The sequence below is a fragment of the Candidatus Peribacteraceae bacterium genome (genome assembly GCA_041661065.1).
Classification (GTDB): domain Bacteria; phylum Patescibacteriota; class Gracilibacteria; order Peribacterales; family Peribacteraceae; genus CAIKAD01.
Window position 1 is genome coordinate 1132447 of record JBAZVD010000001.1, and the last position, 24887, is coordinate 1157333.

The window sequence follows — 24887 nt, forward strand, 5'->3', positions numbered from 1 at the left end:
AGTGTAAACCATCTGCTGTCGGTTATCACCTTTACTTCTCCGGCGATCCTTCCTGCCGGTGCTCAATCCAGACTCTTCCCTCATTGATTCACGCTCCCCACGATGCTGTAGATGGGCACGATGATGGCGAAGGCGATGGTCCCCACCAGCGCGCCGATGAAGAGGAGCAACATCGGTTCCAGAATCACCGGCAGTTTTTGCGCGGTCTCGTTGGCCTTCTTCTCATAGATGTCCGCGATCTTCAGCATGATCTTCGAGAGCGATCCCGTGCGTTCCCCCGTCATCACCAGCTGCTGGACGGAGAGGGGGAGGAGTTTGTTGCTCCCGCGGATGGCGGCGAAACTCTTGCTGAAGGAATCCCCCACGAGGATGTGGTCCAGCAGGCGCTGGTAAAACCTCTGGTAGGCGATGATGGTGGTCACGTCCACCAGGGAACGCAACGAATCCACCAGCGGCACGCCGGCTTGGAGCAGGCCGCCCACTATCACGCCGAAGCGCGCAATGGTGGCTTCCCAGAGGAGGGCTCCGATGCCGGGAATGCGGAAGATGAACCACTGGAACACGATCTGCAGAGGTGTGTACTTCACCAGGATCGCAAGAAGGATGGAGATCGCGATCGTGGCGGGCAAGATGGTGGTGCCATGTTCCGCAAACATGTTGGTGAAGCCGATCAAGAGCCGCGTGACCAGGGGCAGCGGCACATTGAGAGACGAGAGCACGCTGATGAGGTTGGGCAGCACGAACATCCCCAGCCCCATGATGACGATGATCATGAGGACCAGGACGATGGCGGGATAGATCATGGCCATCTTCACCTTCCCCCGCAGCGCCTCATCCTTCTCCTGCTGGCCCGACAAGTACTGCATGTTCTCCGCCAGGTTCCCCGCCTCCTCCCCGATGCGGACCAGGGCCAAGGCATCCGGCGTGAAGAAGTGCTCCATCTGCATGGCGCGCCACAGCGGGCTTCCGCTCTCCACCCTGTCCACAATGCGCTGGATGAGGGCGCGCGCCTGTCTGTTGTGCGTCTCCATTTGGAGCGTGCGCAGGGAATCGATGAGCGGCAACCCCGCATTGAGCATGGTCGCCAGGTTCTGGATGATTTGGAACCGCTCCTTCCCCATACCCACATGGCGGAGGGTATTGGTGATACCCACGAAGATGTTTTCGCGGCTGCGGAGGGAGAGCCGCTTCTTGGGGAGAGCCGTGCTGGGGACCTGCACCTGTTGCGCCGCTTCCAGTTCTTTCTTCTTCTGTGCCTCTTCTTCTTTACGGTGCTTCTCCGCCTGCTCCCGCAAGGCTTTCTCGTCTTCTTGCTGGCGCTTGCGCATCCCCTCCAGTTGTTGCTTCTCCTCGGGTGTCAGCTCCCGGGGAGGAGCGGCGTCCGCCGCTTGCGAAAGCAGCGGGGCGGGCTGCATTCCCGGGGACGGGGGGGGCAGCATTTGCTTGCGGATGAACGTTCCTCCCTGCGGTTGCAGGAATTTTCCGCCGTCCTTTTCCTGCGCCTGCAGTACGGCATCCAAGTCCACGGGGGCGCCGGGCTGTTCCTCCGCCTTCGCCGTCTTCTCCTTCCCGGGGGCGGCCGAGTCGGCACCGAGTGGTATGTCCATGCGCACCTCTGCTGCTTTCGACCGGGAAAGAGCGGGATGCGCGCCGGGAGCGGCAGACCTGCGCCAGAAGGCGAAACGTTCCCAGAACCCCGGCTGCCTCTGTCCCGGTCGGGTGGGATGCGCTTCCACGGAAAGGATTTTCTCCCGTTCCGCGGGAGGGACTGCCGCATGAGGGGCTTCTTTGGTGAGGGGAAGGAACTCCCCTTTCCGCGGCTCTTCGGACGCGCTTCCCTCTCCCCCTTCCGCCGAGGAAAGTTCTCCTTCGCGCAGGTGCTGCGGCTTGATTTCCCCCAGGATGGCGTCCAGGTCCACTGCGCGCAGCGTGTCCTCCACCTTTTTCCCTCCGACGGGAGGAACGGGCGGGGCCGCGGGAGGCGCGGGGATGGACGGTTCCGATTCCTCATCCTCCAGGAGGGTCTGTGAAAGTTCTTCAGCCGGTGGCGGCTCGGCTTCTGCATCCGCGGGCGTGAGCGACGGAGGAAGTTCCAAATTCGCCGTTCCGAGCATCGCGTCCAAGTCCACCTGCCGCAGGAGCGCTTCCACGTCCTGCTTGGTCTTCCCTTCCGGATGGCTCACGGGTTTCCGGTGGCGCTTGTAATGGCGGCGCCTGCGGTGCGCCACTCCCCGCTTCCCTTCCCCGTCCTGTCCGGCTTCCTCCCCTTCCGTATGGCTTGCCATGCCCCTGCCTTTCGAGAGGAACGGCAGGAACGACCGTAGCAGCGAGAAGAATGCCGACTGTTTCCGCTCATTCTTTGTTGCCATGGTGAACGATGAGGTCGGGAGGCGCGGCCACGCGCAGGAGCTCTTCGATGGTGGTCATGCCCGCCTTCACCTTGGAGAAGCCGTCATCGAACATGTACTTCATCCCCTGGTCGCGGGCGACATTGTTGAGGTCGCTGCTGGAGGCGCGCGACACGATGAGCTGCTCCACTTCCTGCGTGATCATGAGGAGCTCGTAGATGCCCACGCGGCCTTTGTAGCCGGTGCCGTTGCACGTCTCGCATCCCTTCCCCCGGTAGAGCCGCGCCGTTTCGCCCTTGTCGAAATAATCCTGCGCGCCCAGGAACAGCTTGGAGGCTTCCGCATACGGCAGCGAGTAGCTGAAGCGGCACTGTGGGCAGATGCGGCGCACGAGGCGTTGCCCGATGACCACTTCCAGCGTGGAAGCGAGGAGGAACGGCTCCACGCCCATGTCCAGGAGACGGGGCACAGCCGTTGCGGCGTCGTTGGCGTGCAGGGTGGAGAAGAGCAAGTGGCCCGTGAGTGCCGCGTTCACCGCGATGGACGCCGTTTCGCCGTCACGGATTTCACCCACGAGGATGATGTTGGGGTCTTGGCGGACGAGCGCGCGCAACCCGGTGGCGAAGGTGAGGTTGGTATCCGGGTTCACCTGGATGTGGTTGATGCCCGGCACTTTGTATTCCACCGGATCCTCGATGGTGGAGATGTTCACGTCGGGCTTGTTGCGCATCTTCATCAGCGCGTACAGCGTGGTGGATTTCCCTGAGCCGGTGGGCCCCGTGGTGAGGATCATCCCGAAAGGCTTGTGCGCGACCTTCTCCAGTATTTCCCGGTACTCGTCGCTGAAGCCGAGGTCCAGCAGCGTGAGCGTGCGCACGTATTCGGAAAGCAAGCGGCAGACGATCTTCTCGCCGTCCACGATGGGCACGATGGAGACACGGATGTCCATGGTGTTGTCGTTCGGCGTGCGGTAGCGGATCGCCCCGTCCTGCGCCGCGTAGTGCTCGTCGATCTGCATGTTGGATTCGATCTTGATGCGGTTCACCACCCCCTCGTAGTACTCCCGGGGAATGCGCCCCGCCTCGTGCATCACGCCGTCCACGCGGAAGCGCACCATGACGAACTTCTCCTGCGGCTCGAAGTGGATGTCGGATGCGCGGAGCTCGATGGCGTCGTTGAAGATTTCCGTGATGATCTCCGGGGCCACCTTGCGCTGCTTGGTGATGATCGCCTGGAAGCGGGTGGCGAGCGGCTTGCGGTAGTGGACGAAGAAGCTCTCAATCGCCCCGCGGGGCGCGTAGAGGAATTGGATCCTCCCCATGAACTTCTGCCGCTTCTGTTTGGCCGCCAGTTCCGCCCCTCCCGGCTGGTCGGGGAAGATGACGGCCGCCTGCCCCAAGTTCCAACGCACGCCTTCCTCCAGCTTCACGTTGCTGGGATCGGATGTGGCCACCATGACGCCGTTCTCATCCTGTTTGATCACCACGCAGCTGTAGGCGCGGGCGATCTCTTCGGGGAGCAGCGAGACGACTTCCGGCGTGGGCTGCACCTGCTGGAGGTCCGCGAACGGGAGCTTGTAGTACTCCGCGAGCGCGCTCTCGTATAAATCCTCGGTGAGGAGCCCCATCTCCACGAGCACCACCTTCAATGTGACCGTCCGCTCCTGCGCCTGCTCCAGCGCCTGCTTGAGTTCCTCCTCGCTCACATAGCTTTGCTCCACGAGAATTTTCCCGAGATCGGCGTCGTTCAGGGGCATGGAAAGGGAACGGGGGAGGAGGGGTTCACTCGAGCGCCGCTTTGACGCGCTTCACGATGTTCGCAATGGGCGTGTTGGCTTTGACGAAGTAATCGATGACGCCGAGCCCCTTGGCCTTCTGCTTGTCCTCGTCGAGGCCCAGGTTGCTGAGCACAAGCACGGGCGTCTTGACCTTCTTCTTGGACATCTCCTGGAGAAGCGCAAACCCGTCCACCTCCGGCATGATGATGTCCAGGAGGATGATGGAGTACTTCCCCGTAATGGCTTCCTTCATGCCTTCGGGGCCGGTGAGACAAACGGTGACGTCGAACCCCTCGCGCTTGAGCTTGAGCTCCAGTGCGTGGGCGAGCGGCCGCTCGTCCTCCACGATGAGGATTTTCTGGGAACTTGATGTGCGTGTAGCCATAGGGTTTGTGTTGGAACTTTCATCTAATTGTAGCAGAAAACCCGTTTCCGGGCAACCATGCTTTTTCTCCTGATTTCCCCGCCCGTTTGCCCCTTCTCCGACCCCCTTTGTTGGGGTAGACTCCTTGCGCCTTCATGACGAAGCGCGCCCTCCTTTCCGTGTCGGACAAAGCAGGTCTCGAAGACCTGGGAAAGGGCTTACAGAAGCTTAAATTCCACATCATTTCCACGGGAGGAACCGCGCGTTTTTTGCGGGAGAAAGGGGTGGAGGTGACGGACGTTTCCGACGTGACCAAGTTCCCCGAGTGCTTCTCCGGCAGGGTGAAGACCCTGCACCCCCTCATTGCGGGCGGCATACTGTTCGAGCGCAGGAACGAGGAGCACCGCAGGCAGGCGAAAGAGTTGGGGATAGAGCCGATCGACGTGGTGGTGGTGAACCTGTATCCGTTCGCCCAAACCGTGAACGATCCGAGCAAGACGAGGGAGGAGGCTGTTGAGCAAATCGACATCGGCGGGCCCACCCTCCTGCGTGAGGCGGCGAAGAACCACAGGGACGTGACGGTCGTGTGCGACCCGGGTGATTACGGACGCGTCGTACGGGAGCTGGAAGCGAACGGAGAAACCACCGAACAGCTCCGGCGGGAACTCGCCGCGAAGGTGTTCCTCCACACCGCCGCGTACGACGAGAAGATCGCCGAGTACCTTTCGGAAGGGACCTACCGCGGCGTGATGCTCACGGGAGGAACGCCGCTGCGGTACGGGGAGAACCCGCACCAGTGGGGGAAATATTACACGTTGTTCGATTCCCTCTCCCCCCTACCCCCTCCCCCGGTGGGGGAAGGGGAGCACGCTCGAAGCATTCAAACAACAACAGAACAACACACATCCCCTTCCCCCCTTGGGGGAAGGGCTAGGGTAGAGGGATGGGGCATCCTCTTACAGGGGAAACCTCTGAGTTATCTGAACATCCTGGACGCCGACGGCGCATGGTCCGCGGTGCATGACTTTTCCGACCCCACCGCCGTCCTCGTGAAGCACGCGACCCCCTCGGGCATCGCATCCCACCCGGACATCACCGAGGCGTTCCAGCGCGCGTACGACGCCGACCGTCTTTCCGCCTTCGGCGTGATCATCGCGCTCAACAGGACGTGCACGGCCGCCATCATCCAAAAACTGATCGACCAGAAGATCTTCACGGAGGTGATCGTGGCGCCGGAGTACGAGCCGCAAGCCCTGGAACTGCTCAAGAAGAAGCCGAACCTGCGCGTGATCAAGCAGCACAACGGCGAGCGTATGAAAGGCCGGGTCCTCTACCGCTCCGTGATGGGCGGAATGCTGGTGCAGGAGAGCGATTCGCGCGTGGTGACGGAGAAGGACCTGACGACGGTGACCAAGGTGAAGCCGACCGCGGAGCAAGTGCGCGACCTCCTCTTCGCGTGGCGCGCGGTGAAGAGCGCCAAATCGAACGCCATCGTGTTCGCCAAAGACCAGGTGACGGTCGGCATCGGCTCCGGTCAGACGAGCAGGGTGGATGCGACGTGGATTGCGGCCAAGAGGGCGGGAGAGAATTGTCAGGGCGCGGTGATGGCCAGCGACGCCTTCTTCCCCTTCCCCGATTCCGTGGAGGAGGCCGCCAAGCACGGCATCGCGGCCATCATCCAACCGGGTGGCTCCGTGCGCGACGCCGAAGTGTTCGCCAAAGCGGAGGAGCTGGGAATGGTGATGGTCACCACGGGGATACGGGCATTTCGCCATTAACACTGGCGTGGGCTTCCCCGCACGCGGAACGCTCCATCGCAGGCAAGAATGCCCGCGCTCCATCACGTAGGGCGCGATGCTTCCATCTGCATTTTGCTCAACTCCCAGTCTTGTTCCCAAGCTTCCGGATCAGCCTGCTCAAAAGCCTCTATCAGATCGCCCGCTGTGACTTGCCCCGTACGGAAAGCGACCTGCCGACAATAGTTTGCCACTTCCTCTCCATGCACATCATGAATATATGTCAATATTTCCTCATTCTCAGGGGACAAATGTTGTTCGTTCTCGATCGCCATAGGAACGTGAGGGAAGGACGACCCCAATGTATGCTCACTCCAAACAGCAATCAATCGCCTTCTTCACGAGCGCTCCCAACTTGCCCATGAAGCCGCCCTTCTCTTCGTCGTGCTTGTTCAGGGCATTGTCATCGATCTTCTTCACGTCGCCCGCGGCGATGATCTTCATGTTCAATCCCCAGAAGAGCGAGTAGAGCTCGTACGCCTTGCGGAAGAGGTCGTATGCCTCCTCCTTCCTCCCCATGGACTGCGCCTTGGTGCCCACTTCCATAAGGCGCATGGATGCCGCGAGCAGGTGCTTGCTGATGCACCACACTTCGCCGTCGTACTCCTTGATGATCTTCTTGAGCAGGTTCTTGCGCATCTCGCGCACCTCCGTGATGAGGTCGAAGTACTCGGTGTTCCCCGTCTTGCCGCCGCTGAAGAAGAGGTGCTCCTCGATGGAGACCAAGTTCATGATCGCAATCGAGAGGTCCTGGTCGGAGGAGAGGTCCATCTTCTCCTGCTTCTTCATGTTGTCGATCTTCGCGATGAACTCGTTGAGCTTATCCATGGAGACGTCTTGATCCGCCATACGGGAGGGGGGAAATGCTTGTCCTGGAAGAGTTAGAGAAGGGAGGGGGGAATGACGAAGAAGAAAATGAGGGTGGTGATGGCGAGTGCGGCAAGCGGCCACACCACTTTCTGCATGGGGAACCACGCGCGTCCGCCGTTCTTCTTTTTGATGGAAAGGTACCACAGGTGCGCGGCGAGAAAGACGACGCTCCCCACGAGGGTGCCAAGGAAGAGCCGGTTGACGCCCCACACTTCGTTGAGGGGATTGGTGAGGAGATCGGTCCAGAAGTAGAGGGGCAAGTAGAGCAGAATCACGTAGTAGAAAAGCGTGGTGAGGATGATTCTTCCCTTGAAGCGGATGTTCTTCTTGTTGAACCACGTGATCGTCCAGCCGACGATCGCCACCATCATGCCGCCCACCCACAGCCCACTGATGGTGTCGTCCACCCCAAGCCACCGCGCCAACCCCACTCCCGCACCCGCGGCGATGGTGCACACGGGGCACATGGCGTGGGCGGAGGACGTGAGCACAAGGTTGAGCAGGAGCCCGAGAGGCGCAAGGCGCGTCATTCTCTTCAGCATAGAGGAAGTGAGGAAAGCCAGGAGAGTATAGAGAGGGAAAGATTATGATGGAAGGCTGAATAGGACCGTTTCTCGACCATGTCTCGTTACTCGTTTTTCGATAGAAGCAAAGAAGTGCCGTCCATGAACGAATCGAAAAACGAGAAAGGGTCGAGAAACGAGAAACGTCATAAGCTCCTCCTCCCGTCGATCGCCTCGCGGAGGGTGACTTGATCCGCAAAACCGATGTCCGCGCCCATGGGGAGCCCGTGCGCCAGGCGGGTGACCGCGGGGACGTAGGGGGCGAGCTGCGTACGGATGTACGTGGCGGTCGCCTCCCCTTCCACGTCGGGGTTCGTGGCCACGATCACTTCTTTGATCTCGCCGCTCCGCGCGCGGTCGACCAGCTCGCGGAGCTTGAGCTGCTCGGGGCCCATGCCGTCGATGGGCGAGAGCACGCCGTGGAGGACGTGGTACAGGCCGCGGTAGCCGACCTTCTCGAATGCGATGACGTCGAGGGGATCTTCCACCACCAAGACCTGCGAACGGTCGCGGCCGGACCCGCGGCACACCTCGCACTCCTCCTGCAGCGTGACCATTTGGCACGTGCGGCAGTACTTGAGTTCCTGCTTGAGATCGAGCAGCGCCTTCCCCAGCGTCTCGGGGTTCGCTTTGCCGCTGCGTAGCAGGTGGAACGTGAGCCGCTCCGCGCTCTTGGGCCCGATGCCGGGGAGCTTGGAAAATTCCTCGATCGTCCGCTGGATTTGGGGAGGCAAGAGAGCCATGTGGAAGAATTATGAATCAAGAATCGAGAATTAAGAATATGTTTTCTCTCGTAATTCATCATTCTTCATTCTTGATTCTCCTCAGATTTCCCTCCCCTCCCTCAATCTCCTCCCCGTCTCCCTCTCCTTGATCCTCTGCCTCTTGTCTATCCTCTTCCTCCCCCGCCCGATCCCCAGGAGAATTTTGATGAACCGCCCCGCCCGCACCTCCAGCGGTATCACCGCCATCCCTTTCTCCTCGGACGCCACCTCTATCTTGTGCGCCTCGTTCTTGCGGAGGAGGAGCGGACGGTCCCGCAACGGGTCGTACTCCGGGAGCGGCAGCGCGAACTTGTACGCCGCGATGCTCGCCTTCTTGAGGACGGGCTTGCCTCCGAGGAAGGAGATGTACGAGCCGGCCAGGCTGATGTTCCCCGCGCGGCAGCTCTTGGCTTCCTGCCCGGTGAGGACCACTCCGGCCTCCACGGTATCCAGGATCTCGTAGTCAAAGCGCGCCCGGCGGTTTTCCGCGACCACTTTCATGGGAGGATTATGCGTGGGAAAGCGGAGGGAATCTATGGATATTGCATTATGGTGAACGATCTGCTTCAATACGCCCCCTTGGAAAACGACTCTCGACGGACGGCCGACCATCCTCTCCCGGAGACAGTCCGGGAAATCCTGGATACCATCGGCACGCTCCCTCCCACATTCCGCGCTACGGCATTGGAAGCCCTCGAACACCATGATGTTCCAAGCGCGATGAGAATCGTCGCCACACTACGACTCATCGGGGAAACCCTTCGGAAAGCCGGTTTTTCCACCGATGTGGTCCCCACCCTGCACTCCACTCCCAGGGCAGCAGACATGGTGAATTGGCAGGAACAATCGAGAGGACCGAAGCCCACTTTTGGGCTTCCCCATGGGAATATCGGGGGGATATTGACAAATATGTGATTTTGAGAAATAATGATCCGTCGGTTTATTCCATTCTCTCCCTGTATCTCCCTGTTCTTTAGAGACCGAGAATAGAGAGATACAGGGGCGGGAAACGCAACTGCGTCACGGTTTATTCCGATTTCATTCTTGGGGCTCCGCCGATTGGCTGTGGGCCCCTTTTTTCTGTCCTCACCCCCCCCACTTCAGAGGGCATACCAATCCAGAATCGTATACCCGAACAGCATCGTAAGGAGCGTCCCCACAAAAAGGAACGGCACGAACACCATCCTGTCCTTCAGGCTCTTGATCTTGAGCAGCATGAGCGTGACCGCCACCAGGGTCCCGATGATGTAGGAGAGGAAGAGCGCCACCACGAGCAAGCGCCAATCGCGCAGGAGGAACCCCATAGCCGCCCCCACGATGATGTCCCCGCTCCCCACCCAGAACCCGCGGCTCACCCCCCACTGCACCGCAAAGACGCCCGCGCCGATGAGGGGGGCCGCCAGCTGCAGCGGCGGAGAGAAGAACGCGTACGCCACGCCCAGCGCCAGGAAGGGGAAGGAGAGGTAATCGGAGACGTAGCCGGTCTGCGCGTCCATCACGGTCACGAGGAAGAAGGACCACAGCGTGAGAGCGAGGAGTGTGGCGGGGAGGAAGGCGAAGCCTTCCAGGAACAGGGCGAGGACGAAGAGCAAACCCGAGAAGAACTCGATGAGGGGATACAGCCAGGGGATGCGCGCCGCGCAGGATCCGCACTGCCCGCGCAGGAATGCGAAACTGAGGAGGGGGATCAATTCCAGCGCTCCCAGCGTCTTGCCGCACCGCACGCAATGCGAGCGCCCCATGATGCTGCGCCCCTCCGGGATGCGTGTGACGAGCACCGTGCCGAAGCTCCCGAACGCCAGCCCCAAGATGAAGTACAGCACCGAAGTCGCTAGCGGGAAGACCTGGGGGGAGAGCATTGGGGAGAGCATAGAGCAGGGGGAGCGCTGAGTGCTAGGGGTGATGGGACGGGAAGAGTCCGAGGATTCCGAGGATTCCGAAGAAATACATGAAAAGTCCTCGGCATCGTCGGAATCCTCGGCATCCTCTCCACCGGAGAACCTTCGATACACTCCTCACTCCGACATCTCCAATCTCTCCCTTGCTCTCTCCACCACCAGTTCCACGCGGCTTTCCGTGCCGCCGTTCGCCGTGGCGGTGGCGAAGAGCGACGCCACGCGCGGCCCTCCCCATTCGTAGGCGCCATAGAGAAGGAAGGCGATGAGGGCACCGGCGGCGGCACCGCCGATCTGGCGGACAAGACGGTGCTGGAGAAGGGCAATGTGCATGTTCAGGATAGTATAGCAAACTTGACGTCTTCACGCCACCGGAACGCCTTGGCAGAAGGTTATTTCCTGGCGCGCTTCCCCCGAATCTTCCGCGTCTTGCTCCCTCTCCCGCCGCGCGGGGGAGAGGAGACTTTGCGCAGCAAACTGCTCTTGTACGTCCGCGGCTTGAACGGCTTCGCGCGCTCCACGTCAATCCCCGCCTCCCGCAGATCCCGCTCCTCCACGCCGGGCGGAAGCCGCTGGTCGTACCCCAGGAGGATAAGGTCGGGCTTCACGGTGAGGACGGGCAAGAAGTAGTCATTCACCTCCCCAATGAGCACGTGCGCCTGCGGGAACTCCCGCTCCACCTCGCGCCGCCGTTGCGCCTGGGAACGCTCCGCAGGGCGCCCCTTGAAGCGTTGCACGTTGCCGTCCCGCGCCACCACAATGAAAAGCTCCCCCCGCCCGTACTTGGCCGTGGGTACGGCGCGTTTGACGGCTTGGGAGAGGAAATACCGGTGTCCCGGATGGAGGCCGTCGAAGGTGCCGAAGACGAGGACGCGCATGGGAGACCAATCCTGAATGCAAAATGAATAAATGCAAAATGAAAAAGAGACCATTTCGCATTTCCAATTTCCCATTTTGCATTCTTTTCTACCTCAACAGGTCGATGACATAGATTCTCTTCTCATCCAACACATACAGGTGCGCTTCGTCGGGATCCACGTACAGGTCCTGCAGCTTGCCCACCTGGTCCCCCTCCAGCACGTACTGCCGCAAGTAGGAGGATTCGCCGTTCGGCCCGCCGTCCGACGTGACGCTGATGCGGCGCTTCTCGGGATCCAGGAAGTAGAAGTTGCTGTCCGACATCTTCACGATCTTCGTGGCGGTCTTGAAGGTGCCGTCCGGCGCATGGGTGATGGCGAAGGGCTTGGCCTCCCCGCGCATCATCTTCACCACGGCGCCGCCCTCCTTGAGCACGTAGATGCTGCTGTCGATGGTCATGTCCAGCGCGCCCGTAAGGTCGCCGCTCACGTTGTACTGCACGGCCGCGCCATAGCGGTTGTTGAGCCGCTCGTACTTCATGATGTTGTTGTCCACCCCCAGGATGTAGAGGTACCGCAGATACGTCTCCATGTCCTTCCCCGTCACCCAGCCGGAGAGGTCCTCCGTCTTCATGGAAACGGGCTGGCTGCCCTGGAGCTCCAGGATGGAATTGCCGGTGGTGAGGAACGCCTGCGCCTTGAACCGCGGGAACGACACGCCGTCGATGATGAGGCCGTCCTCCGTGAGGGTGCGTGGGTCATCCACGCCGTTGAGGAGGACGTGGTACCACTCCTCCCGGTCGAACACCACGAACTCCCCGTCCGCGATGCCGATCATCCCTTGGGCGGAGACGTCGGAGTTCTTGGCGGCCAGGTTGACGAGCACGCGCGGCGAGAGGCGCGTGATGTTATTGATCTCCTCCTTCTTGCTGCGGATGCGGTCGAGAAGGTCCAGCGCCTGCACGCGGAAGAGGCCGCTCTCGTTGTCCATCACCTGCTTCGCCCAGGCGTCGGCGCGCTGCAGGATGTCGTTGGCGGCGTCGGTATCGCCGGCGATGCGCCGGTTGTCCGCGGTCTTGATCTCTTCGTTGATCCGATCCACGAGCGTGGAGAGTTCCGCGCGCGTCTTGCTCCGCTGGCTGGTGATGGAGAGCTTGACCACGAGGAAGATGACCAGGAAGGCGGCCAGCGCCCCCGCGAGCAACAGGAAGTGCGCGCGCCTCTTGCGTTGCGGATGCTTGAGGTCCGCCATGAAATCGGATGCCTTCTCCCTCATGGTCTGGACGTGCGTGGAGGTCTTGCCCAGCTTCCCCAGCCCCGTGCGCGCCCACCGCGCCACCACGGGCGCCGCCAGCGCCCCCGCCCTCTTGAGGGAGGAGGAGACCTTGTGGAGCGAGGAGGGAACCGAGAGGGGGATCCTCCTCCCGGAACGGCGGCTGGGCAGCAGGCGGCCGCGGCCCGGCCCCGCGTACCCTTGCCGGGGCGGGATGACCTCCTTCGACTCCATCGGTGAACCGGATGCGACCAGCGCCAGCGCGGCCGGCTCCTCTTCCGCTTCCAGCCGCATGGCGATGTCCCGCAGCGCCCCCTCCCCCCGCTGGAACGTCATCTGCGCCAACTGCGCGGGAGTGAAGGCGCGCAGCAGCCGCTGCGTGGCGACCACCACCGTATCCTGCGCCTCCAGGGCACCGCTCGAAATGTGAACGAATGCGGAAAGAGGTTTGCCCCGCGTGTACTCCGTGATCTGTGTGGCGGCTCCGTGGCGCACCAAGTACGCCTCGCCGCGGCCGGCGTGGGAGACGTGCAGCGCCCCGTCCTTCTCCACCACCGCCACAATGGCATGCACCTCGTCCATGGTCCGCGCGAGCAGGAGCCCCTTCATGAGCCCGTTCAGTTCCTTCAGTGTCCCGTCGAGCCGGCTCCATGCATCCCCGTCGGTATCCAGCAGCGCATGGCGAATGACGTTCTCGCATTCGTCCGAGAACGCCTTGGCCTGCCGCTCTTCGGCATACACCTGCAGGAGGAGCAGCACGGTTTCTCCGCTCTTGCTCGTCAACGAGCGCGAGAGCAGCGCCTGAGCGCCATCCGCTTGCGCGATGCCTGTCTGGACAGAGAGGTCCATCAGGGGGTTAGGCTACCTTAGGGAGGATTTTCACTGCAAGGAGAGTTTTCTCCTGTGCGTCCTGGAACCACGTATTACGTATTGCGTAGTGCGTAGTACGTTGGCGCAAGAAGAACGAAGATACGCAATACGCCATACATAATACGTAATACTCTACTAATAATTTGTTTATCTGAAGCCAAAATCTATTAGGTATAACATGCTGACTCTTGCTTTATGGGCCTCCAGGGAGTACACTGTGTGCAGTTCGATACTTTTAACCCCTGCCATGAGCCGACCGAACAGAGTGAACTCTGGTCCATGGCCTACCAGACACGACAATGAACGAAATGCATGAAACGACGCAACCCGCGCCTCAGGCGCAGGGCGCTCTTCCTACAGGTCCCGCCGGAGGCTCCGAGCCTCGCCGAGGGGCCGCGCCCCCTCCCGGCGCTCCGCAAAAACAGGGAGGATTCACCCCTCCCGCTCAACAGAAATCCGGCCGGGGACGGCACCATCGGCGCTTCCGGGACGGAAGGACACCCCGCCCCGCCCTCCAGGGGAACGGTCAGCTCCCCAGAACCCAACCGCAACAGCCACAACGGTTCGATACTCGACAAGTCCCCCTCCGCGTGTACCCCCTCGGGGGATTCGAGCAGGTGGGACGCAACTGCTTCGTCATAGAGGTGGATGGCGACATCTACCTCATCGACCTCGGCCTGCAGTTCCCCGACGAGGACATGTTGGGCATCGATTACCTGATCCCGGACATCTCTTCCCTCAAGGGAAGGGAGAACCGCATCAAGGGCGTGCTCTTCACCCACGGGCACCTGGACCACATCGGCGCGGTGCAGCACCTGCTCCCCGCTCTCCACTATCCGCCGCTCTACGGCACGCGCCTCACCATGGCGTTCGTGAAGAAGCGCCTGGACGAGGAGAAGATGACATCCAAGGCGCGTATGAACGTGGTGAAGTTCCGCGAGAAGATCCGCCTGGGCAAGGTGGAAGTGGAATTCCTCCGCGTGACGCACTCCATACCGGACGCGGCGGCCATCGCCGTCCACACCCCCTACGGCACCATCATCCACACGGGCGACTTCAAGTTCGACCTTACGCCCATGAATGAGCCTCCCGCCGACTTCCCGCGCCTCGCGGAGATCGGCGACAAGGGCGTTCTCGCCATCATCGCGGACTCCACCAACGCCAACAAGCCCGGCAACTCCAAGAGCGAACGCGAGATTTCGGAAACGCTCCACGGCCTCATCCGCGACGCCAAGGGGCGCCTGATCATCTCCACCTTCAGCTCGCTCATCAACCGCATGCAGCAGATCATCGAGCACGCGCGCAGCTACAACCGCAAGATTTTCATCTCCGGACGGAGCATGGAGACCAACCTGGAGATCGCCCAGCAACTGGGCTACCTCCGCGTCCCGCGGGGGCTCATCCGCAAGGTGAACCCCGCCATGGACAGGCTTCCCGATAAGGAAGTGTTGATCCTCACCACGGGAAGCCAGGGTGAAGAGATGGCGGGCCTCGCCCGCATCGGCCTGGGCACCCACCGCCACATCAGCGTGAAGAAGGGCGACACCGTCATCCTCAGCTCCAACCCCATCATCGGCAACGAGCGGGCCGTGGCCAAGGTGGTGAACAACCTGCACATGCAGGGCGCCGTGGTAAAGACCAGCCAGGAACTTGCAATCCACACCACGGGACACGGCTATGCCAACGACCTCCTGCTCATGCACCGCCTGGTGCGTGCGCGCCACGTGATTCCCGAACACGGCGAACCGCACATGCGCGCCGCGCATGCGGACCTGGTGCGGCAGATCGGCTACCCCGAGAACCAAATCCACCAGCTCGCCAACGGCGAGATCATCGAGTTCGACGCCAAGGGTGACGCGCGCAAGAGCAAGAGCAAGCTCACGTTCCACGACGTGATCATCGACGGGCGCGGCAGCGCGGGCGAAGGCCAGCGCGTGCTGGACGACCGCAAGGTGATGAGCGAGAACGGCGTGATCATCATCCTGTTCCGCGTCTACAACGAGAGTAAGCGGCTCGTGGGCGACCCGGACATCGTCTCTCGCGGGCTGATCTACGGCTCCGAGCAGCAGGAGATCACGCGCGATCTGATCCAAGCCTCCCGCAAGGCCTACGAGGATGAACTGAACCGCGGCGAGAAGGACCGCAAGGCCCTCAAGCGCGCGGTGACGGGTGCCCTCTACCGGTACTTTGACCGGAAGCTGGACAGAGAGCCGATGGTTATTCCTCTCATGGTTGAGGTCTGATTCACCATACGTAATACGAAATACGTGATACGGTATACGTGTCCGTATTTTGTATTACGTATTACGTATTTCGCATCACATGAAATATTCCGCCATCCTCTTCGATCTCGACGGCACGCTCGTCCATTCCATCGACCTCTACGCCAGCGCCATGCGGGAGACGTTCGCGGAGGCCGGCGTGGATCTTTCGGAGGCGCAGTTCCGGAGCTCCTATGGGTCGGGATTGAAGTTGAAGGACTGGCTGGTGACGTACGGGCTCCCCGAAGCGTCCGTGGACACCATACGCACGGCGCGCGACAAGCGCTACGTGAAGCTGCTACGGGAACAGGCGGAGTGGATCCGGGGCGCGGAGGACCTCCTCACCGCGCTCAAGGGGGCACATCCGCTCGGGCTCATCACCGGCTCGTGGATGAGCTACGTGGACGCCATCGATGAGCGGCTTTCCGTGAAGCCCTACTTCCGGCACATCGTCACCGCGGAACACGTGGGCGACTTCCCCAAGCCCCATCCCCACGGCCTCCTCCTCGCGGCGGACCGCCTGGGCGTGGAACCGGAGCGGTGCCTGTACGTGGGGGACCAGCTCTTCGACGTGGATGCAGCCAAGGCGGCCGGCATGGCGAGCTGCTGCATCCGCGGCGCCTACACGCCCTCCGAGGCGCTCGAACGGGCGGATGTGGTGGTGGAGAATCTTGGCGACGTTTGGAAGGTGATCGGGTGATGCAAATACTTCCCCGGCAAAATATCTTCCTCTTCTTGGAGCCCGGAAAGCGGCGACGGGTACAATGAGCCGATGTGGGACATCATCGCTCAAATCTCCATCTCGATTTTCGGCGCCATCTCCGTGTTCCTCGTCGCACGCAATAACCGCTGGGGATGGGTCATGGGGCTGGCCATGCAGCCGTTCTGGCTGATCACCTCCTACCAGCATGAGCAGTGGGGCGTATTCTTCGTGAGCTTCCTGTACCTGGGAACCTGGGCATACGGAACGTACCGGTGGTTCTTCCTGAAGAAGGAGCCCTCACGCTAGCGGTATGCATCCCTCCGATGACCGACACGCAGGACGGTGACGGTCACGATCTCCTTCTCAACCGTATAGATGATGCGGTACGGCCAGACACGCAGGGACCACTTCCCTTCCCATTCGCCCTGGAGCTTCTTCCCCTGGAAGGGATCCGTCCCCAGAGAGCCCATCGCCGCCACCACGCGCTCCCGGTCCTTGGCAGGGAGGGATTGTAACTCCTTCCGCGCGCGCCGGGTCATGAATACCCGATACATCTTCATAGGCCGAGCTGTTTGTGGACTTCCTCCAGGCTAACCACCTCGCCCCTCTCCTTCTCCCTCATCCCCTCTTGAATGGCGGCAACCTCTTCGGGATCAGACATGATGTCCAAGGTTTCCATCCACCCCTCAAATTCATCTTCACTCATCAGGACATATCCCTTATCACCCTCGTGGATAATTTTGACGTACACGCCGGGGGTCTTTGCCATCTTGAGGAGGGCAAAGAAATTCTTCCGCGCATCCGTTGCTGTGAAGGTTTTATTCATATGTACATGATAGCGTACATATCACGATGCTGCAAGAGGATTGCCTGGAACCGCGCACAACTCACGTACCAAGCGGGGGTTCCACCGTTGCCGCAACGGCAGAATGCGCTAGAGTTGTGCCACCGGAGTACATCGTATGAATGAACGCATACCCAACATGGAGCATGGCCACACCGAAGAGGCGGCGCCGGATCGGAAGCTGCCTCAGGATTATTCAACGCCCGAGCAGAAGATCCAGGCCAGGAGACGATTAATTGAGTGGGTTCTGGATCGATCCAGAGCTGGCGAGATTAGCCTCGAGCAAAGGAGCGAGATACTTGCTAACATTTGGCCGGTTGATTTAGATCAGCCTTAGCCTCAGCCGGAAGAACGAGCGAACCCCTCCCGGTGATGGAAGGTGGCGGCTCGCGCATTCACTCCTGCGCGCGCCCGATGGCATCCAACTCCTCCAGCATCCGCCGCACGTACTCGCGCTCCCTCATGCGGCAGGGAAGGTTGTCCCATGCAACACCCAATGCCTCGTACGTATTGAACGCGAACTCTCTTCGCAATCTCCTGGCTTTGGGACCTTTGCGTCCTTCGAGCTTCAACAAGCAATTCTTGCAGGCAATACAGAGCTGGCGGGCAATCACGGCTATGCGCTGCATGCTGGCTTCCCGCAGGCAGTCTTTATCGTCTTCCGTCCTTCGCTCCGCCAACGTCTTGAGTTGGGCGAGGCGCACGCGGTAGGAAAGAAGGGATTTGCTCATGGAAGGGAACGGCATAGTACCCCCTTGTATTCGTCCTTCAAGGGAATTTTCTCCTACCCCATCACCTTCCCCCTCACCTTCCACCCTTCGTACGGGGTCCACCCGCACTTCGAGTGCAACTCCTTGCCGCGGATCACCCACTCTTCGTCGGTGTTGATGGTGAGGGCGGACGCGTCGCTCTTCCCAAGGGAAAGGATCCGATTGGGATTCTCAAAGCAGAGGCGGCGAATGTCATCCAACGAGAGGTTGTAGGGGGTAGGTTGTAGGTTGTAGCCCGGCCAGTTTCCTGCCGCAACAGTGAGCAAGAGAGGCAGCATGGTCTCCACGCCGGGGACGCCGCTGGGCGCTTGGAGCGGATCGGGGTTCTTCTTCTCCTCGAGCGTGTGCGGCGCATGGTCCGTGGCGATGCAATCGACCGTACCGTCGGCGATCCCCTCCCACAGCGCCGCTTGGTCTTCCGCCGTGCGCAGCGGCGGGTTCATCTTCCCCAGTGTGCCGAGGGAAGGATAATCATCGGCGGTGAGGAAGAGATGGTGGGGCGCAACATCGCACGTAACACGCACCTTCTCTTCCTTCGCTTCGCGGATGAGCGCGAGGGCCGCCGCGGTGGAGACATGCGTGGGGTGCACGTGCGCGCCCGTCTTGCGGGAGAGAGCGAGAAGGAACCGGACGGCGGCTTCCTCGCTCTCGGGCGGACGCATCATGGAGTGCGCTTCCACGCCTTCTTCCCCCACGCACGCCTTTGCAGCCGCAGCATTGATCTCCGCATCTTCGCAGTGGCACACCGCCACCATCCCCTGTTCCGCGCAGTACGTGAGGACCTCCTCTGCGAGCGCGGGATCGATCTTCTGGTTCCCCGTGGAGTGGTCCAGGAACAGTTTGACGCCGCAGCAACGCATACGCAGACGCATGAGCGCGGGATCGGTGCAGAGCTTCCACAGTTCCTCCAGGTGTTCCTTCGCCGTGACGCCGAAGTAGAAACGGATGTCCACGTCCTTGATCCGCGCGGCACGCTCCGCCTTCTCCTCCAGCGCCGCGACGGTGACGGTGGGAGGAACGGCATTGGGCATGTCGCAGACGGTGGTGATGCCCCCCGCGAGCGCCGCACGCGTTTCCGTCTCCATATCCCCCTTGTGCGTGAGCCCCGGCTCCCGCAGATGGACGTGCATGTCGATCAAGCCCGGCAGTACGGCTGTGTTCATCTCGGGGATCATATCGCAGATTCGTTTCTTCGTTTATTCGTTTATTGGTTCCGGTATGCTCCTGCCGTCTGATGACGGAAAGGCAGGTATCCATTGAATAGGCTTTTCCGCTGCGTAGAGCGACAGAATTGACAGGGGAAGGGCGTAGCAGGATGATTTCGCCTGTATGGTGCTCTGGCAGCCCAAGGGCGGCCAAGGACTTCCCGCAGCGCCCGCGGCGGGTGCGTTGGGAGCGGAAACAGGCTGGTACTTCAGCAAGCCTGAAACCGGCATTTGCTCTGCACCCTCCCTGGCCGTCAAGCCGCCACTCGACCGGCTTCTCGCGACATTCCGTGACGCACTGGCATGCTTGGGGAAGAAACCGCTGGATGTCACGGTACAGTCGGTTCATGATCCCAGTTCCTATCCCAAGCTGTACCAGTGCTCCATCGATCCGCGTTACCTGGATTGGGTCCTCCGTGAACACGGAAGCTTTCTCACACACGACCCTAGCGCATCCGTCATGGTCATCAAGCCGAGCCCGTTCAGCACCGTTGAACTCGCGCTGAACAAACTCATCTACATCACGGGGGAAAAACTCCGGAAGTTCAAGAGTATCTGCGTACAACAAGGGCCCCGTCCAAGCCCAACCTTGCAGATCCTTTCCCACGTCAGATCATCCATCCATGCCAGCATGGAACATATGGGGCAATTCCGTCTCTTTATCGATAAGTTGGAAGCGGAGATCGTACAGCAAACGGAGGAAGAGGACCGCCCTTACGCCCCCTTCTGAAGCAGCATGTCCAGCAAGGCCATGCGGATGAGGACGCCGTTCTTGGCCTGGCGGAAGTAGGCGGCATTGGGGAGCGCGTCCACGTCGGTGGTGATCTCGCCGATGCGGGGCAGCGGGTGCAACACGCTCACGTTTCGGCCTTTGAGCTGGTCGGCGCGCAGCACGTAGCTGTCCTTGAGCCGCTCGTACTCGGAGCGGTCCGTGAAGCGCTCCTGCTGGATGCGCGTCATGTAGAGGACGTCGCACTCCAGCGCGGCATCGAAGTTCTCGGTTTCCGTGTAGGCGATCTTCTTCTCCTGGAGGAAGTGCGTCACCTTCTCCGGCACCACCAGTTCCGAGGGCGAAACGTATGTGAACTCCACGTTGTTATAGAGCCCGAGGAGGAACGTGAGGGAGTGCACCGTCCGTCCGAACTTGAGGTCACCCACCATGGCGATCCGCAGGCCGTCGATCTTGCCGCGCTCGCGCTCGATGGTGAGGAGGTCCAGGAGCGCCTGCGTGGGATGCTGGCCGGGACCGTCGCCCGCGTTGACGAAGGGGACCTTGGAGACGGCCGCCGCGCGGTCCGCCGATCCCTGCTCGGGGTGGCGCATGGCGATGATGTCCGCGTACTGGCTGACCATGATGATGGTGTCCTCGATGCTCTCCCCCTTATAGAGGGAGCTGAACTGGAACCCGTCCGCCGTGATCACCTGGCCGCCGAGGCGGAGCATGGCCGTTTCGAAGCTGAGACGCGTGCGCGTGCTGGGTTCGTAGAAGAGCGCGGCGAGGATCTTGCCCGGCAAGCGCGGTTCCTTTGCCCCCTCCTTCAAGTACCGCTCCATGAGGCGGGCATGCTGAAGAATGGCGTCCGCATCCCTCCGTGAGAGTTGTTTAGTTGAGGTAAGGTGCTGGAAGTTCAGCGCCATTCACGGCTGAGGGTAGAGGAACGCCGGATTGCTGTCTATAGGAGTTTGACAACGGACCCATGCTCGCTATCCTGCCGCACCTGGCGGGATCTGAGCGGTCTGGCCACCTCCTAAGGCCGGACCACAAGGACGTGTATCCCTCCAGTTCTGCGTTCCGCCCTCCAGCTCGTACAAGGTAGTGATTCCTTCCCATAGGGGAGTCCTACCGTGAGCTGGAGGGCTTGTTCTTGACGCATGTCTTTGATTCTTTACACTTTCCCCGTTGTCTGAGTCCTCTGTGGCGGCTATTTCCCGATACGACGGACTTCCCTTTGGCAATCGACATGGCACGCAACTCAAGGAAGATTCCACGATGTAAACAGCCGACCACCGACTCAGCACACTCCGCCCCCGGGGCTCCTCGTTGGAGCACCTCCACCCGAGGGCGGTTTTTTACCATGCCGCAGTGCCCTTGCGTCCCGCTCCGCATGCTCCTACACTCCCCGCCTCTACTTCCCGCTGGGAAGTGAGGAGCCTCCTCTCCTGGTGCCGGGAGATGGAACATTTCCCCCCGCCGAAAGCACTGAGTGGTGCGTTTGGGGAATTGCTCCCGGGTGAGAGGGGGCTTTTTTTGCTGGTGCGGAGGGACCAGGGCTCTTCTACAATCATAGTATGACACCACGCCGCAGCAACCACACCGCAGAAGGTTACGAGGACCTCTTCCATGGTCTTCTCAATGTCCCCAACCCTTCCGTGGAATGGCAGGAAACCAAAGGCAGACGGAGCGTGCAGTACTTGCAACAGTTCCGGGAGAATGTGGGGGCGGAACCGCACAGCCCCGAATTTTCCCGGGAGAAGATCCTCGCTGCATTACACGCGGCAGAGACCGTGGCAAACTCGCTCACGGCTTCGGCTGCATCCGTGCAACAGGTGAGGGAAGAATGCGCCGCATTGATCCATACAATCATGAACGAGCTTCCCCCGCTCCCCGCCCTTTCGGAATCCTCTTCGCAAACGTCATCCCATACTCCGGCATCATGGGAGACCGCCTAGCCCCACGCACGGACGCGCAAGCCATCGCCTCCTCCACATTGTGGCAAGTGGCGAGCCAGGTGCTCATGGCCGCGCTCTCCATCGTCACCGTCAAATTCGTGGCGATGGGATTGAGTAAGGAGCTGGCGGGTCAGTACAACACCGCGTACGGGTACTTGCAGCTCTTCGGCATCCTGGCGGACTTCGGCTTGTACGCGGTGGCGGTGCGGGAAGTAAGCAAGGCAAAGGACCGTGAGCGCGTGCTGGGGGCGCTCATCGTGCTGCGGCTCCTGATCCTCGCCGTATCGCTCGGGACGGCGTTGGCCATCGCGTGGCTCATGCCACACTGGAAAGGCTCGCCGCTGCCGCTGGGGATTTCCATCGCAGCGCTCGTGCCCGCCTTCACGCTGGCGGCGGGGATGCTGCGCACCGTGTTCCAGGTGGGGCACCGGATGCAGTACGTGTTCGTGGCGGAAGTGTTCCAGCGCATCATCACCGTGGCGCTCATCGGCTCCGTGATCGCAGGCGGCGTACGCGGCACGGAGGACGCCGGCACGTACTGGCTCTTTCTCGCCTTCGGGAGCGTGGGCGCGGCGGAGCTGTTGCTCGTCTCCTTCCTCTTCGCGCGCCGGCTACAGCGGATCCGCATGCATTGGGACGCCGCCCTCCTCCGTCGCCTGTTTCTCCTCGCCGCCCCCTACGGCGTGGCGTTCCTGTGCACCGCGCTCTACCGGCAGTTCGACGTGACCCTCATCTCCATGCTGCGGCCGCAGGACTTCCAGCTGCAGAACGCCTACTACGGATTCGTGCAGCGGATGATGGACATGGCGTACCTGCTCCCCACGTTCCTCCTCAACTCCGCGCTGCCCATCCTCAGCGAGCGTGACGGCCAAGGGGAAGACACGCGGGGGCTCCTGGGCAAGACGCTCCTCGCCATCCTCATCTTGGGTTCCACCGCCGCGCTCTTCGGCGCGCTGTGGCCGCGCCCGCTCGTGGGCCTCCTCACCACGCAGGCGTACCTGAGCGCGCCCGGGCAGCCCGGCTCGGACACGGCGCTCCGGCTCCTGGCGTTCCCCATGTTCCTCAACGGCATCGTGGTGTACAGCTTCTACGTGCTCCTCACCCGGCACCGGTGGAAACCGCTCGTTGCCTCACTCACGCTCGGCGTTTTCCTCTCGCTCGCCCTCAATGTGGCGCTCATCCCTTCGCAGGGATTCGTGGGCGCGGCAATCACCTCCATCATCACCCACACGTTCCTCGCCGCGCTCCTCCTGCCCCAGGCGCTCCGGACCATGCCCGCGCGCTTCGGCAGGAAGGAACTCTCGCAGTGGCTGCTCTACGCCCTCGGCCTCGGCCTCCTTCTCTTCCTCCTCAGCCCCTTCCTGCTCACCGCGTACCACACGCTCCTCTTCGGCGCGGTAACGGCGCTCGGGATGGCGGGGCTGGTGTGGGGTCTGGGGCTGGGAAAAGCGCTGGGAGTTGGCGTTGCGGCACCGGCCATTCAGGAATAGTATGAGAACATGAATGGTACTAGTGAGCAACTTCCGCAGGATCCCCTATCCTTTGGGACGACGGAGAGCGAACGCCTTGTCTCCGCAGTCACAGAGGCGATCCGTAAAGCTACGCACGGGAGGATACAGAACGTTCGCGTGGTGATCGCTAGCGACACCTGCACCGTCTCCGGGGAATGCCTGGCGTATTATCACAGGCAATTGGCACAACAGGCGATAATGAGCCTGCTCGAAGGCAGAAAACTGATCGATGAGATCCGTGTAGGTTGAGGTGGAGGAATATTGCCGCAAGACCCTGCTTGTGATACAATATCCTGATGTACAAACTCCCGCTTCTCACGCGTGCGCTGGCCGTCTTCGCCCTTGCGCTGTGGCCGGTTGCGGCGCTCGCCCTCCCCCCACCCCACATTGAGGAAGTGCAGGCGGCCTATGAGAACGGAACGGTGAAGGTCACCTGGGAAGCGCCGGCGGAGCAGGGCATCGCCCGCTACCGGATCTACTACAGCCACGCGTCCATCCTGCAGAACGGCGGCACGTACGATGACTTCGCCACCACGGACGATGCCGGCACCGAATACGTGCTGCGGGACTTGCCTGCGGTGGAAAGCCTGTACGTGGCGGTCATCGCGGTGGGTGAAGACGGGGAAGAGGGGACGGTGTTCGGAAGCGAGGCGTTCGTGGAGATTCCGGCCGGCGCCCCCGCGGCGCAGGAGCCGCCCACGGCCGCCGCAAGCCTGCAACTCCTCTCGGCGCAGAGCGCTTCCCAGACGGGCGTGCTCCTCACGTTCTCCCGCGCGGTGACGGTGGGGCAGCAGGATGCCGCCACGGCCTTCCGCATCGTGGACGGGAGCGGCGCCCTGTTGCTCATCAGCCGGATCTACCTGCAGGGACCTGCCATCTTGCTCGTCACGGAACCGCAGGCGCCGGACACGGTGTACTCGGTTTCCGTCACGCAAGTCTGGAGCGCGGATGGCGGCGCACCGGTGCCCGTGGACCCCCGCACGAGCGTCGCCCGGTTCTCCGCCCTCCCCGCGGGAGCTGCGTCGCCTTCCCTCCCCGTTCCGCAGGGCGGCACGCCGACAGTGGCGAACGTGCAACTGCGCATCGACGGGCGCCGGCAGAATGCGTACGACGTCCTCGTGACGTTCGAGATCCCCGCGGGCGCGGAGAGCGTCTCTTCCATTGAAGTGTTCCAGAGCACGGACCGCGGCAACACGTTCGGCGCGCCGCAGGTGATTCCCGCGGAGGCGCGCTCCGTGCGCTTCGAGAGCGTCCCCGCCGGCATCTTCACCGTGATGGTCCGCGCCAAGACCGCCGCGGGCCTCGCCTCCCCCGGCATCCCGGCGAGCATCGCCGTGGGGGGAACGGGTTGGACGGGCACTGCGCCCCTCTCGGGGTCGGGAGCGGGCCTGGCGGCCGTTGTGACGCTCACGGGCGCGATGCTGGGGTGGAGGAGGATGAAGAGAAAGTGAAATGCAAAATGAAGAAATGAGAAATGTGAAATGCTGTCGCTATCCTTCGCATTGGAACTACTTCCATCATTTTGCATTTCCAATTTTGCATTCCT

The 24887-nt window shown here is 61.6% G+C and carries 27 protein-coding genes; 10 read left to right on the plus strand and 17 right to left on the minus strand.

Annotated elements, in window-relative coordinates:
- Positions 1 to 80: 80 nt before the first annotated feature.
- From WC698_05200 to WC698_05210, 3 genes are read right to left on the minus strand one after another with little or no spacing between them, the layout of a single operon-like run.
- Positions 81 to 2369, minus strand: coding sequence for a type II secretion system F family protein (locus tag WC698_05200; GenBank protein ID MFA6039628.1), 2289 nt, complete (start codon positions 2367 to 2369; stop codon positions 81 to 83).
- Entirely contained in the window at positions 2353 to 4104 is a 1752-nt protein-coding gene (locus WC698_05205) for an ATPase, T2SS/T4P/T4SS family (GenBank protein ID MFA6039629.1), read from the minus strand. Before WC698_05205 ends, WC698_05200 begins: the two co-directional genes overlap by 17 nt.
- Before the next feature lie 25 nt (positions 4105 to 4129).
- On the minus strand, positions 4130 to 4510 hold the full coding sequence (locus WC698_05210; GenBank protein MFA6039630.1) for a response regulator: 381 nt from the start codon (positions 4508 to 4510) through the stop codon (positions 4130 to 4132).
- 134 nt (positions 4511 to 4644) lie between these two features.
- Between WC698_05210 and WC698_05215 the strand changes: the two genes are divergently transcribed.
- A complete protein-coding gene (locus WC698_05215; GenBank protein MFA6039631.1) occupies positions 4645 to 6267 on the plus strand; it encodes a bifunctional phosphoribosylaminoimidazolecarboxamide formyltransferase/inosine monophosphate cyclohydrolase in 1623 nt (540 codons plus the stop codon).
- 62 nt (positions 6268 to 6329) lie between these two features.
- On the opposite strand, the gene WC698_05220 is transcribed toward WC698_05215, so the two are convergent.
- The 9 genes from WC698_05220 to WC698_05260 all read right to left on the minus strand — a co-directional run bounded on the left by WC698_05220 (position 6330) and on the right by WC698_05260 (position 13356).
- Complete coding sequence (locus WC698_05220; GenBank protein MFA6039632.1) at positions 6330 to 6560, minus strand: hypothetical protein; 231 nt, start codon at positions 6558 to 6560, stop codon at positions 6330 to 6332.
- A 34-nt stretch (positions 6561 to 6594) separates the two neighbouring features.
- Complete coding sequence (locus WC698_05225; protein ID MFA6039633.1) at positions 6595 to 7134, minus strand: hypothetical protein; 540 nt, start codon at positions 7132 to 7134, stop codon at positions 6595 to 6597.
- A gap of 32 nt (positions 7135 to 7166) precedes the next feature.
- The gene (locus tag WC698_05230; GenBank protein ID MFA6039634.1) at positions 7167 to 7685 is read right to left on the minus strand and encodes a hypothetical protein; all 519 of its coding nucleotides are present in this window, start codon (positions 7683 to 7685) and stop codon (positions 7167 to 7169) included.
- 179 nt (positions 7686 to 7864) lie between these two features.
- Positions 7865 to 8461 (minus strand): recombination mediator RecR, encoded by a 597-nt coding sequence (gene recR, locus WC698_05235; protein ID MFA6039635.1) that lies wholly within the window; start codon positions 8459 to 8461, stop codon positions 7865 to 7867.
- 81 nt (positions 8462 to 8542) lie between these two features.
- Entirely contained in the window at positions 8543 to 8983 is a 441-nt protein-coding gene (gene smpB / locus WC698_05240; protein ID MFA6039636.1) for an SsrA-binding protein SmpB, read from the minus strand.
- A 599-nt stretch (positions 8984 to 9582) separates the two neighbouring features.
- Positions 9583 to 10341 (minus strand): prepilin peptidase, encoded by a 759-nt coding sequence (locus tag WC698_05245; protein ID MFA6039637.1) that lies wholly within the window; start codon positions 10339 to 10341, stop codon positions 9583 to 9585.
- Between the two features lie 156 nt (positions 10342 to 10497).
- On the minus strand, positions 10498 to 10710 hold the full coding sequence (locus WC698_05250) for a hypothetical protein (protein ID MFA6039638.1): 213 nt from the start codon (positions 10708 to 10710) through the stop codon (positions 10498 to 10500).
- Positions 10711 to 10769: 59 nt separating this feature from the next.
- Positions 10770 to 11255: an adenylyltransferase/cytidyltransferase family protein gene (locus WC698_05255; protein MFA6039639.1), complete on the minus strand. Its 486-nt coding sequence runs from the start codon at positions 11253 to 11255 to the stop codon at positions 10770 to 10772.
- An 88-nt stretch (positions 11256 to 11343) separates the two neighbouring features.
- Positions 11344 to 13356: a hypothetical protein gene (locus tag WC698_05260; GenBank protein MFA6039640.1), complete on the minus strand. Its 2013-nt coding sequence runs from the start codon at positions 13354 to 13356 to the stop codon at positions 11344 to 11346.
- A gap of 333 nt (positions 13357 to 13689) precedes the next feature.
- Between WC698_05260 and WC698_05265 the strand changes: the two genes are divergently transcribed.
- The 4 genes from WC698_05265 (at position 13690) to WC698_05280 (ending at position 16647) form a co-directional block, all read left to right on the plus strand.
- A complete protein-coding gene (locus tag WC698_05265; GenBank protein ID MFA6039641.1) occupies positions 13690 to 14019 on the plus strand; it encodes a hypothetical protein in 330 nt (109 codons plus the stop codon).
- The gene (locus WC698_05270; protein MFA6039642.1) at positions 13968 to 15620 is read left to right on the plus strand and encodes a ribonuclease J; all 1653 of its coding nucleotides are present in this window, start codon (positions 13968 to 13970) and stop codon (positions 15618 to 15620) included. The genes WC698_05265 and WC698_05270 overlap by 52 nt, the downstream gene beginning before the upstream one ends.
- Positions 15621 to 15699: 79 nt before the next feature.
- A complete protein-coding gene (locus WC698_05275) occupies positions 15700 to 16338 on the plus strand; it encodes an HAD family phosphatase (protein ID MFA6039643.1) in 639 nt (212 codons plus the stop codon).
- A 72-nt stretch (positions 16339 to 16410) separates the two neighbouring features.
- Positions 16411 to 16647, plus strand: a complete 237-nt coding sequence (locus WC698_05280) for a nicotinamide mononucleotide transporter (protein ID MFA6039644.1) — start codon at positions 16411 to 16413, stop codon at positions 16645 to 16647.
- Here the strand turns inward: WC698_05280 and WC698_05285 are convergent.
- From WC698_05285 to pyrC, 4 genes are all read right to left on the minus strand, one after another.
- Positions 16644 to 16880 (minus strand): type II toxin-antitoxin system RelE/ParE family toxin, encoded by a 237-nt coding sequence (locus tag WC698_05285; protein MFA6039645.1) that lies wholly within the window; start codon positions 16878 to 16880, stop codon positions 16644 to 16646. The two genes, WC698_05280 and WC698_05285, sit on opposite strands and share 4 nt — an antisense overlap.
- A 17-nt stretch (positions 16881 to 16897) precedes the next feature.
- Positions 16898 to 17167: a type II toxin-antitoxin system Phd/YefM family antitoxin gene (locus tag WC698_05290; GenBank protein MFA6039646.1), complete on the minus strand. Its 270-nt coding sequence runs from the start codon at positions 17165 to 17167 to the stop codon at positions 16898 to 16900.
- A gap of 413 nt (positions 17168 to 17580) precedes the next feature.
- Entirely contained in the window at positions 17581 to 17916 is a 336-nt protein-coding gene (locus WC698_05295) for a hypothetical protein (GenBank protein MFA6039647.1), read from the minus strand.
- Positions 17917 to 17969: 53 nt separating this feature from the next.
- On the minus strand, positions 17970 to 19130 hold the full coding sequence (gene pyrC / locus WC698_05300; GenBank protein MFA6039648.1) for a dihydroorotase: 1161 nt from the start codon (positions 19128 to 19130) through the stop codon (positions 17970 to 17972).
- A gap of 154 nt (positions 19131 to 19284) precedes the next feature.
- Between pyrC and WC698_05305 the strand changes: the two genes are divergently transcribed.
- Positions 19285 to 19890: a hypothetical protein gene (locus WC698_05305; protein ID MFA6039649.1), complete on the plus strand. Its 606-nt coding sequence runs from the start codon at positions 19285 to 19287 to the stop codon at positions 19888 to 19890.
- Here the strand turns inward: WC698_05305 and pyrB are convergent.
- A complete protein-coding gene (pyrB, locus tag WC698_05310; protein ID MFA6039650.1) occupies positions 19875 to 20798 on the minus strand; it encodes an aspartate carbamoyltransferase in 924 nt (307 codons plus the stop codon). The genes WC698_05305 and pyrB overlap by 16 nt on opposite strands.
- A 651-nt stretch (positions 20799 to 21449) precedes the next feature.
- Here pyrB and WC698_05315 point away from each other — a divergent pair.
- From WC698_05315 to WC698_05330, 4 genes are read left to right on the plus strand one after another with little or no spacing between them, the layout of a single operon-like run.
- Positions 21450 to 21830, plus strand: coding sequence for a hypothetical protein (locus WC698_05315; GenBank protein ID MFA6039651.1), 381 nt, complete (start codon positions 21450 to 21452; stop codon positions 21828 to 21830).
- Complete coding sequence (locus tag WC698_05320; GenBank protein ID MFA6039652.1) at positions 21815 to 23320, plus strand: oligosaccharide flippase family protein; 1506 nt, start codon at positions 21815 to 21817, stop codon at positions 23318 to 23320. The genes WC698_05315 and WC698_05320 overlap by 16 nt, the downstream gene beginning before the upstream one ends.
- 9 nt (positions 23321 to 23329) lie before the next feature.
- Positions 23330 to 23590: a hypothetical protein gene (locus WC698_05325; GenBank protein MFA6039653.1), complete on the plus strand. Its 261-nt coding sequence runs from the start codon at positions 23330 to 23332 to the stop codon at positions 23588 to 23590.
- Positions 23591 to 23637: 47 nt separating this feature from the next.
- Positions 23638 to 24792, plus strand: a complete 1155-nt coding sequence (locus WC698_05330; protein MFA6039654.1) for a fibronectin type III domain-containing protein — start codon at positions 23638 to 23640, stop codon at positions 24790 to 24792.
- Positions 24793 to 24887 lie beyond the last annotated feature (95 nt).

What these genes read in the sequence shown, in the direction of transcription:
- smpB (MFA6039636.1), bottom strand. Translation starts at nt 8,983, where the DNA reads ATGAAAGTGGTCGCGGAAAACCGCCGGGCGCGCTTTGACTACGAGATC.
- pyrC (MFA6039648.1), bottom strand. Translation starts at nt 19,130, where the DNA reads ATGATCCCCGAGATGAACACAGCCGTACTGCCGGGCTTGATCGACATG.
- WC698_05215 (MFA6039631.1), top strand. Translation starts at nt 4,645, where the DNA reads ATGACGAAGCGCGCCCTCCTTTCCGTGTCGGACAAAGCAGGTCTCGAA.
- WC698_05265 (MFA6039641.1), top strand. Translation starts at nt 13,690, where the DNA reads ATGAAACGACGCAACCCGCGCCTCAGGCGCAGGGCGCTCTTCCTACAG.
- WC698_05275 (MFA6039643.1), top strand. Translation starts at nt 15,700, where the DNA reads ATGAAATATTCCGCCATCCTCTTCGATCTCGACGGCACGCTCGTCCAT.
- WC698_05330 (MFA6039654.1), top strand. Translation starts at nt 23,638, where the DNA reads ATGTACAAACTCCCGCTTCTCACGCGTGCGCTGGCCGTCTTCGCCCTT.
- WC698_05305 (MFA6039649.1), top strand. Translation starts at nt 19,285, where the DNA reads ATGGTGCTCTGGCAGCCCAAGGGCGGCCAAGGACTTCCCGCAGCGCCC.
- WC698_05255 (MFA6039639.1), bottom strand. Translation starts at nt 11,255, where the DNA reads ATGCGCGTCCTCGTCTTCGGCACCTTCGACGGCCTCCATCCGGGACAC.
- pyrB (MFA6039650.1), bottom strand. Translation starts at nt 20,798, where the DNA reads ATGGCGCTGAACTTCCAGCACCTTACCTCAACTAAACAACTCTCACGG.
- WC698_05320 (MFA6039652.1), top strand. Translation starts at nt 21,815, where the DNA reads ATGGGAGACCGCCTAGCCCCACGCACGGACGCGCAAGCCATCGCCTCC.
- WC698_05295 (MFA6039647.1), bottom strand. Translation starts at nt 17,916, where the DNA reads ATGAGCAAATCCCTTCTTTCCTACCGCGTGCGCCTCGCCCAACTCAAG.
- WC698_05205 (MFA6039629.1), bottom strand. Translation starts at nt 4,104, where the DNA reads ATGCCCCTGAACGACGCCGATCTCGGGAAAATTCTCGTGGAGCAAAGC.
- WC698_05230 (MFA6039634.1), bottom strand. Translation starts at nt 7,685, where the DNA reads ATGACGCGCCTTGCGCCTCTCGGGCTCCTGCTCAACCTTGTGCTCACG.
- WC698_05290 (MFA6039646.1), bottom strand. Translation starts at nt 17,167, where the DNA reads ATGAATAAAACCTTCACAGCAACGGATGCGCGGAAGAATTTCTTTGCC.
- recR (MFA6039635.1), bottom strand. Translation starts at nt 8,461, where the DNA reads ATGGCTCTCTTGCCTCCCCAAATCCAGCGGACGATCGAGGAATTTTCC.
- WC698_05200 (MFA6039628.1), bottom strand. Translation starts at nt 2,369, where the DNA reads ATGGCAACAAAGAATGAGCGGAAACAGTCGGCATTCTTCTCGCTGCTA.
- WC698_05315 (MFA6039651.1), top strand. Translation starts at nt 21,450, where the DNA reads ATGACACCACGCCGCAGCAACCACACCGCAGAAGGTTACGAGGACCTC.
- WC698_05325 (MFA6039653.1), top strand. Translation starts at nt 23,330, where the DNA reads ATGAATGGTACTAGTGAGCAACTTCCGCAGGATCCCCTATCCTTTGGG.
- WC698_05210 (MFA6039630.1), bottom strand. Translation starts at nt 4,510, where the DNA reads ATGGCTACACGCACATCAAGTTCCCAGAAAATCCTCATCGTGGAGGAC.
- WC698_05245 (MFA6039637.1), bottom strand. Translation starts at nt 10,341, where the DNA reads ATGCTCTCCCCCCAGGTCTTCCCGCTAGCGACTTCGGTGCTGTACTTC.
- WC698_05220 (MFA6039632.1), bottom strand. Translation starts at nt 6,560, where the DNA reads ATGGCGATCGAGAACGAACAACATTTGTCCCCTGAGAATGAGGAAATA.
- WC698_05250 (MFA6039638.1), bottom strand. Translation starts at nt 10,710, where the DNA reads ATGCACATTGCCCTTCTCCAGCACCGTCTTGTCCGCCAGATCGGCGGT.
- WC698_05225 (MFA6039633.1), bottom strand. Translation starts at nt 7,134, where the DNA reads ATGGCGGATCAAGACGTCTCCATGGATAAGCTCAACGAGTTCATCGCG.
- WC698_05260 (MFA6039640.1), bottom strand. Translation starts at nt 13,356, where the DNA reads ATGGACCTCTCTGTCCAGACAGGCATCGCGCAAGCGGATGGCGCTCAG.
- WC698_05285 (MFA6039645.1), bottom strand. Translation starts at nt 16,880, where the DNA reads ATGACCCGGCGCGCGCGGAAGGAGTTACAATCCCTCCCTGCCAAGGAC.
- WC698_05280 (MFA6039644.1), top strand. Translation starts at nt 16,411, where the DNA reads ATGTGGGACATCATCGCTCAAATCTCCATCTCGATTTTCGGCGCCATC.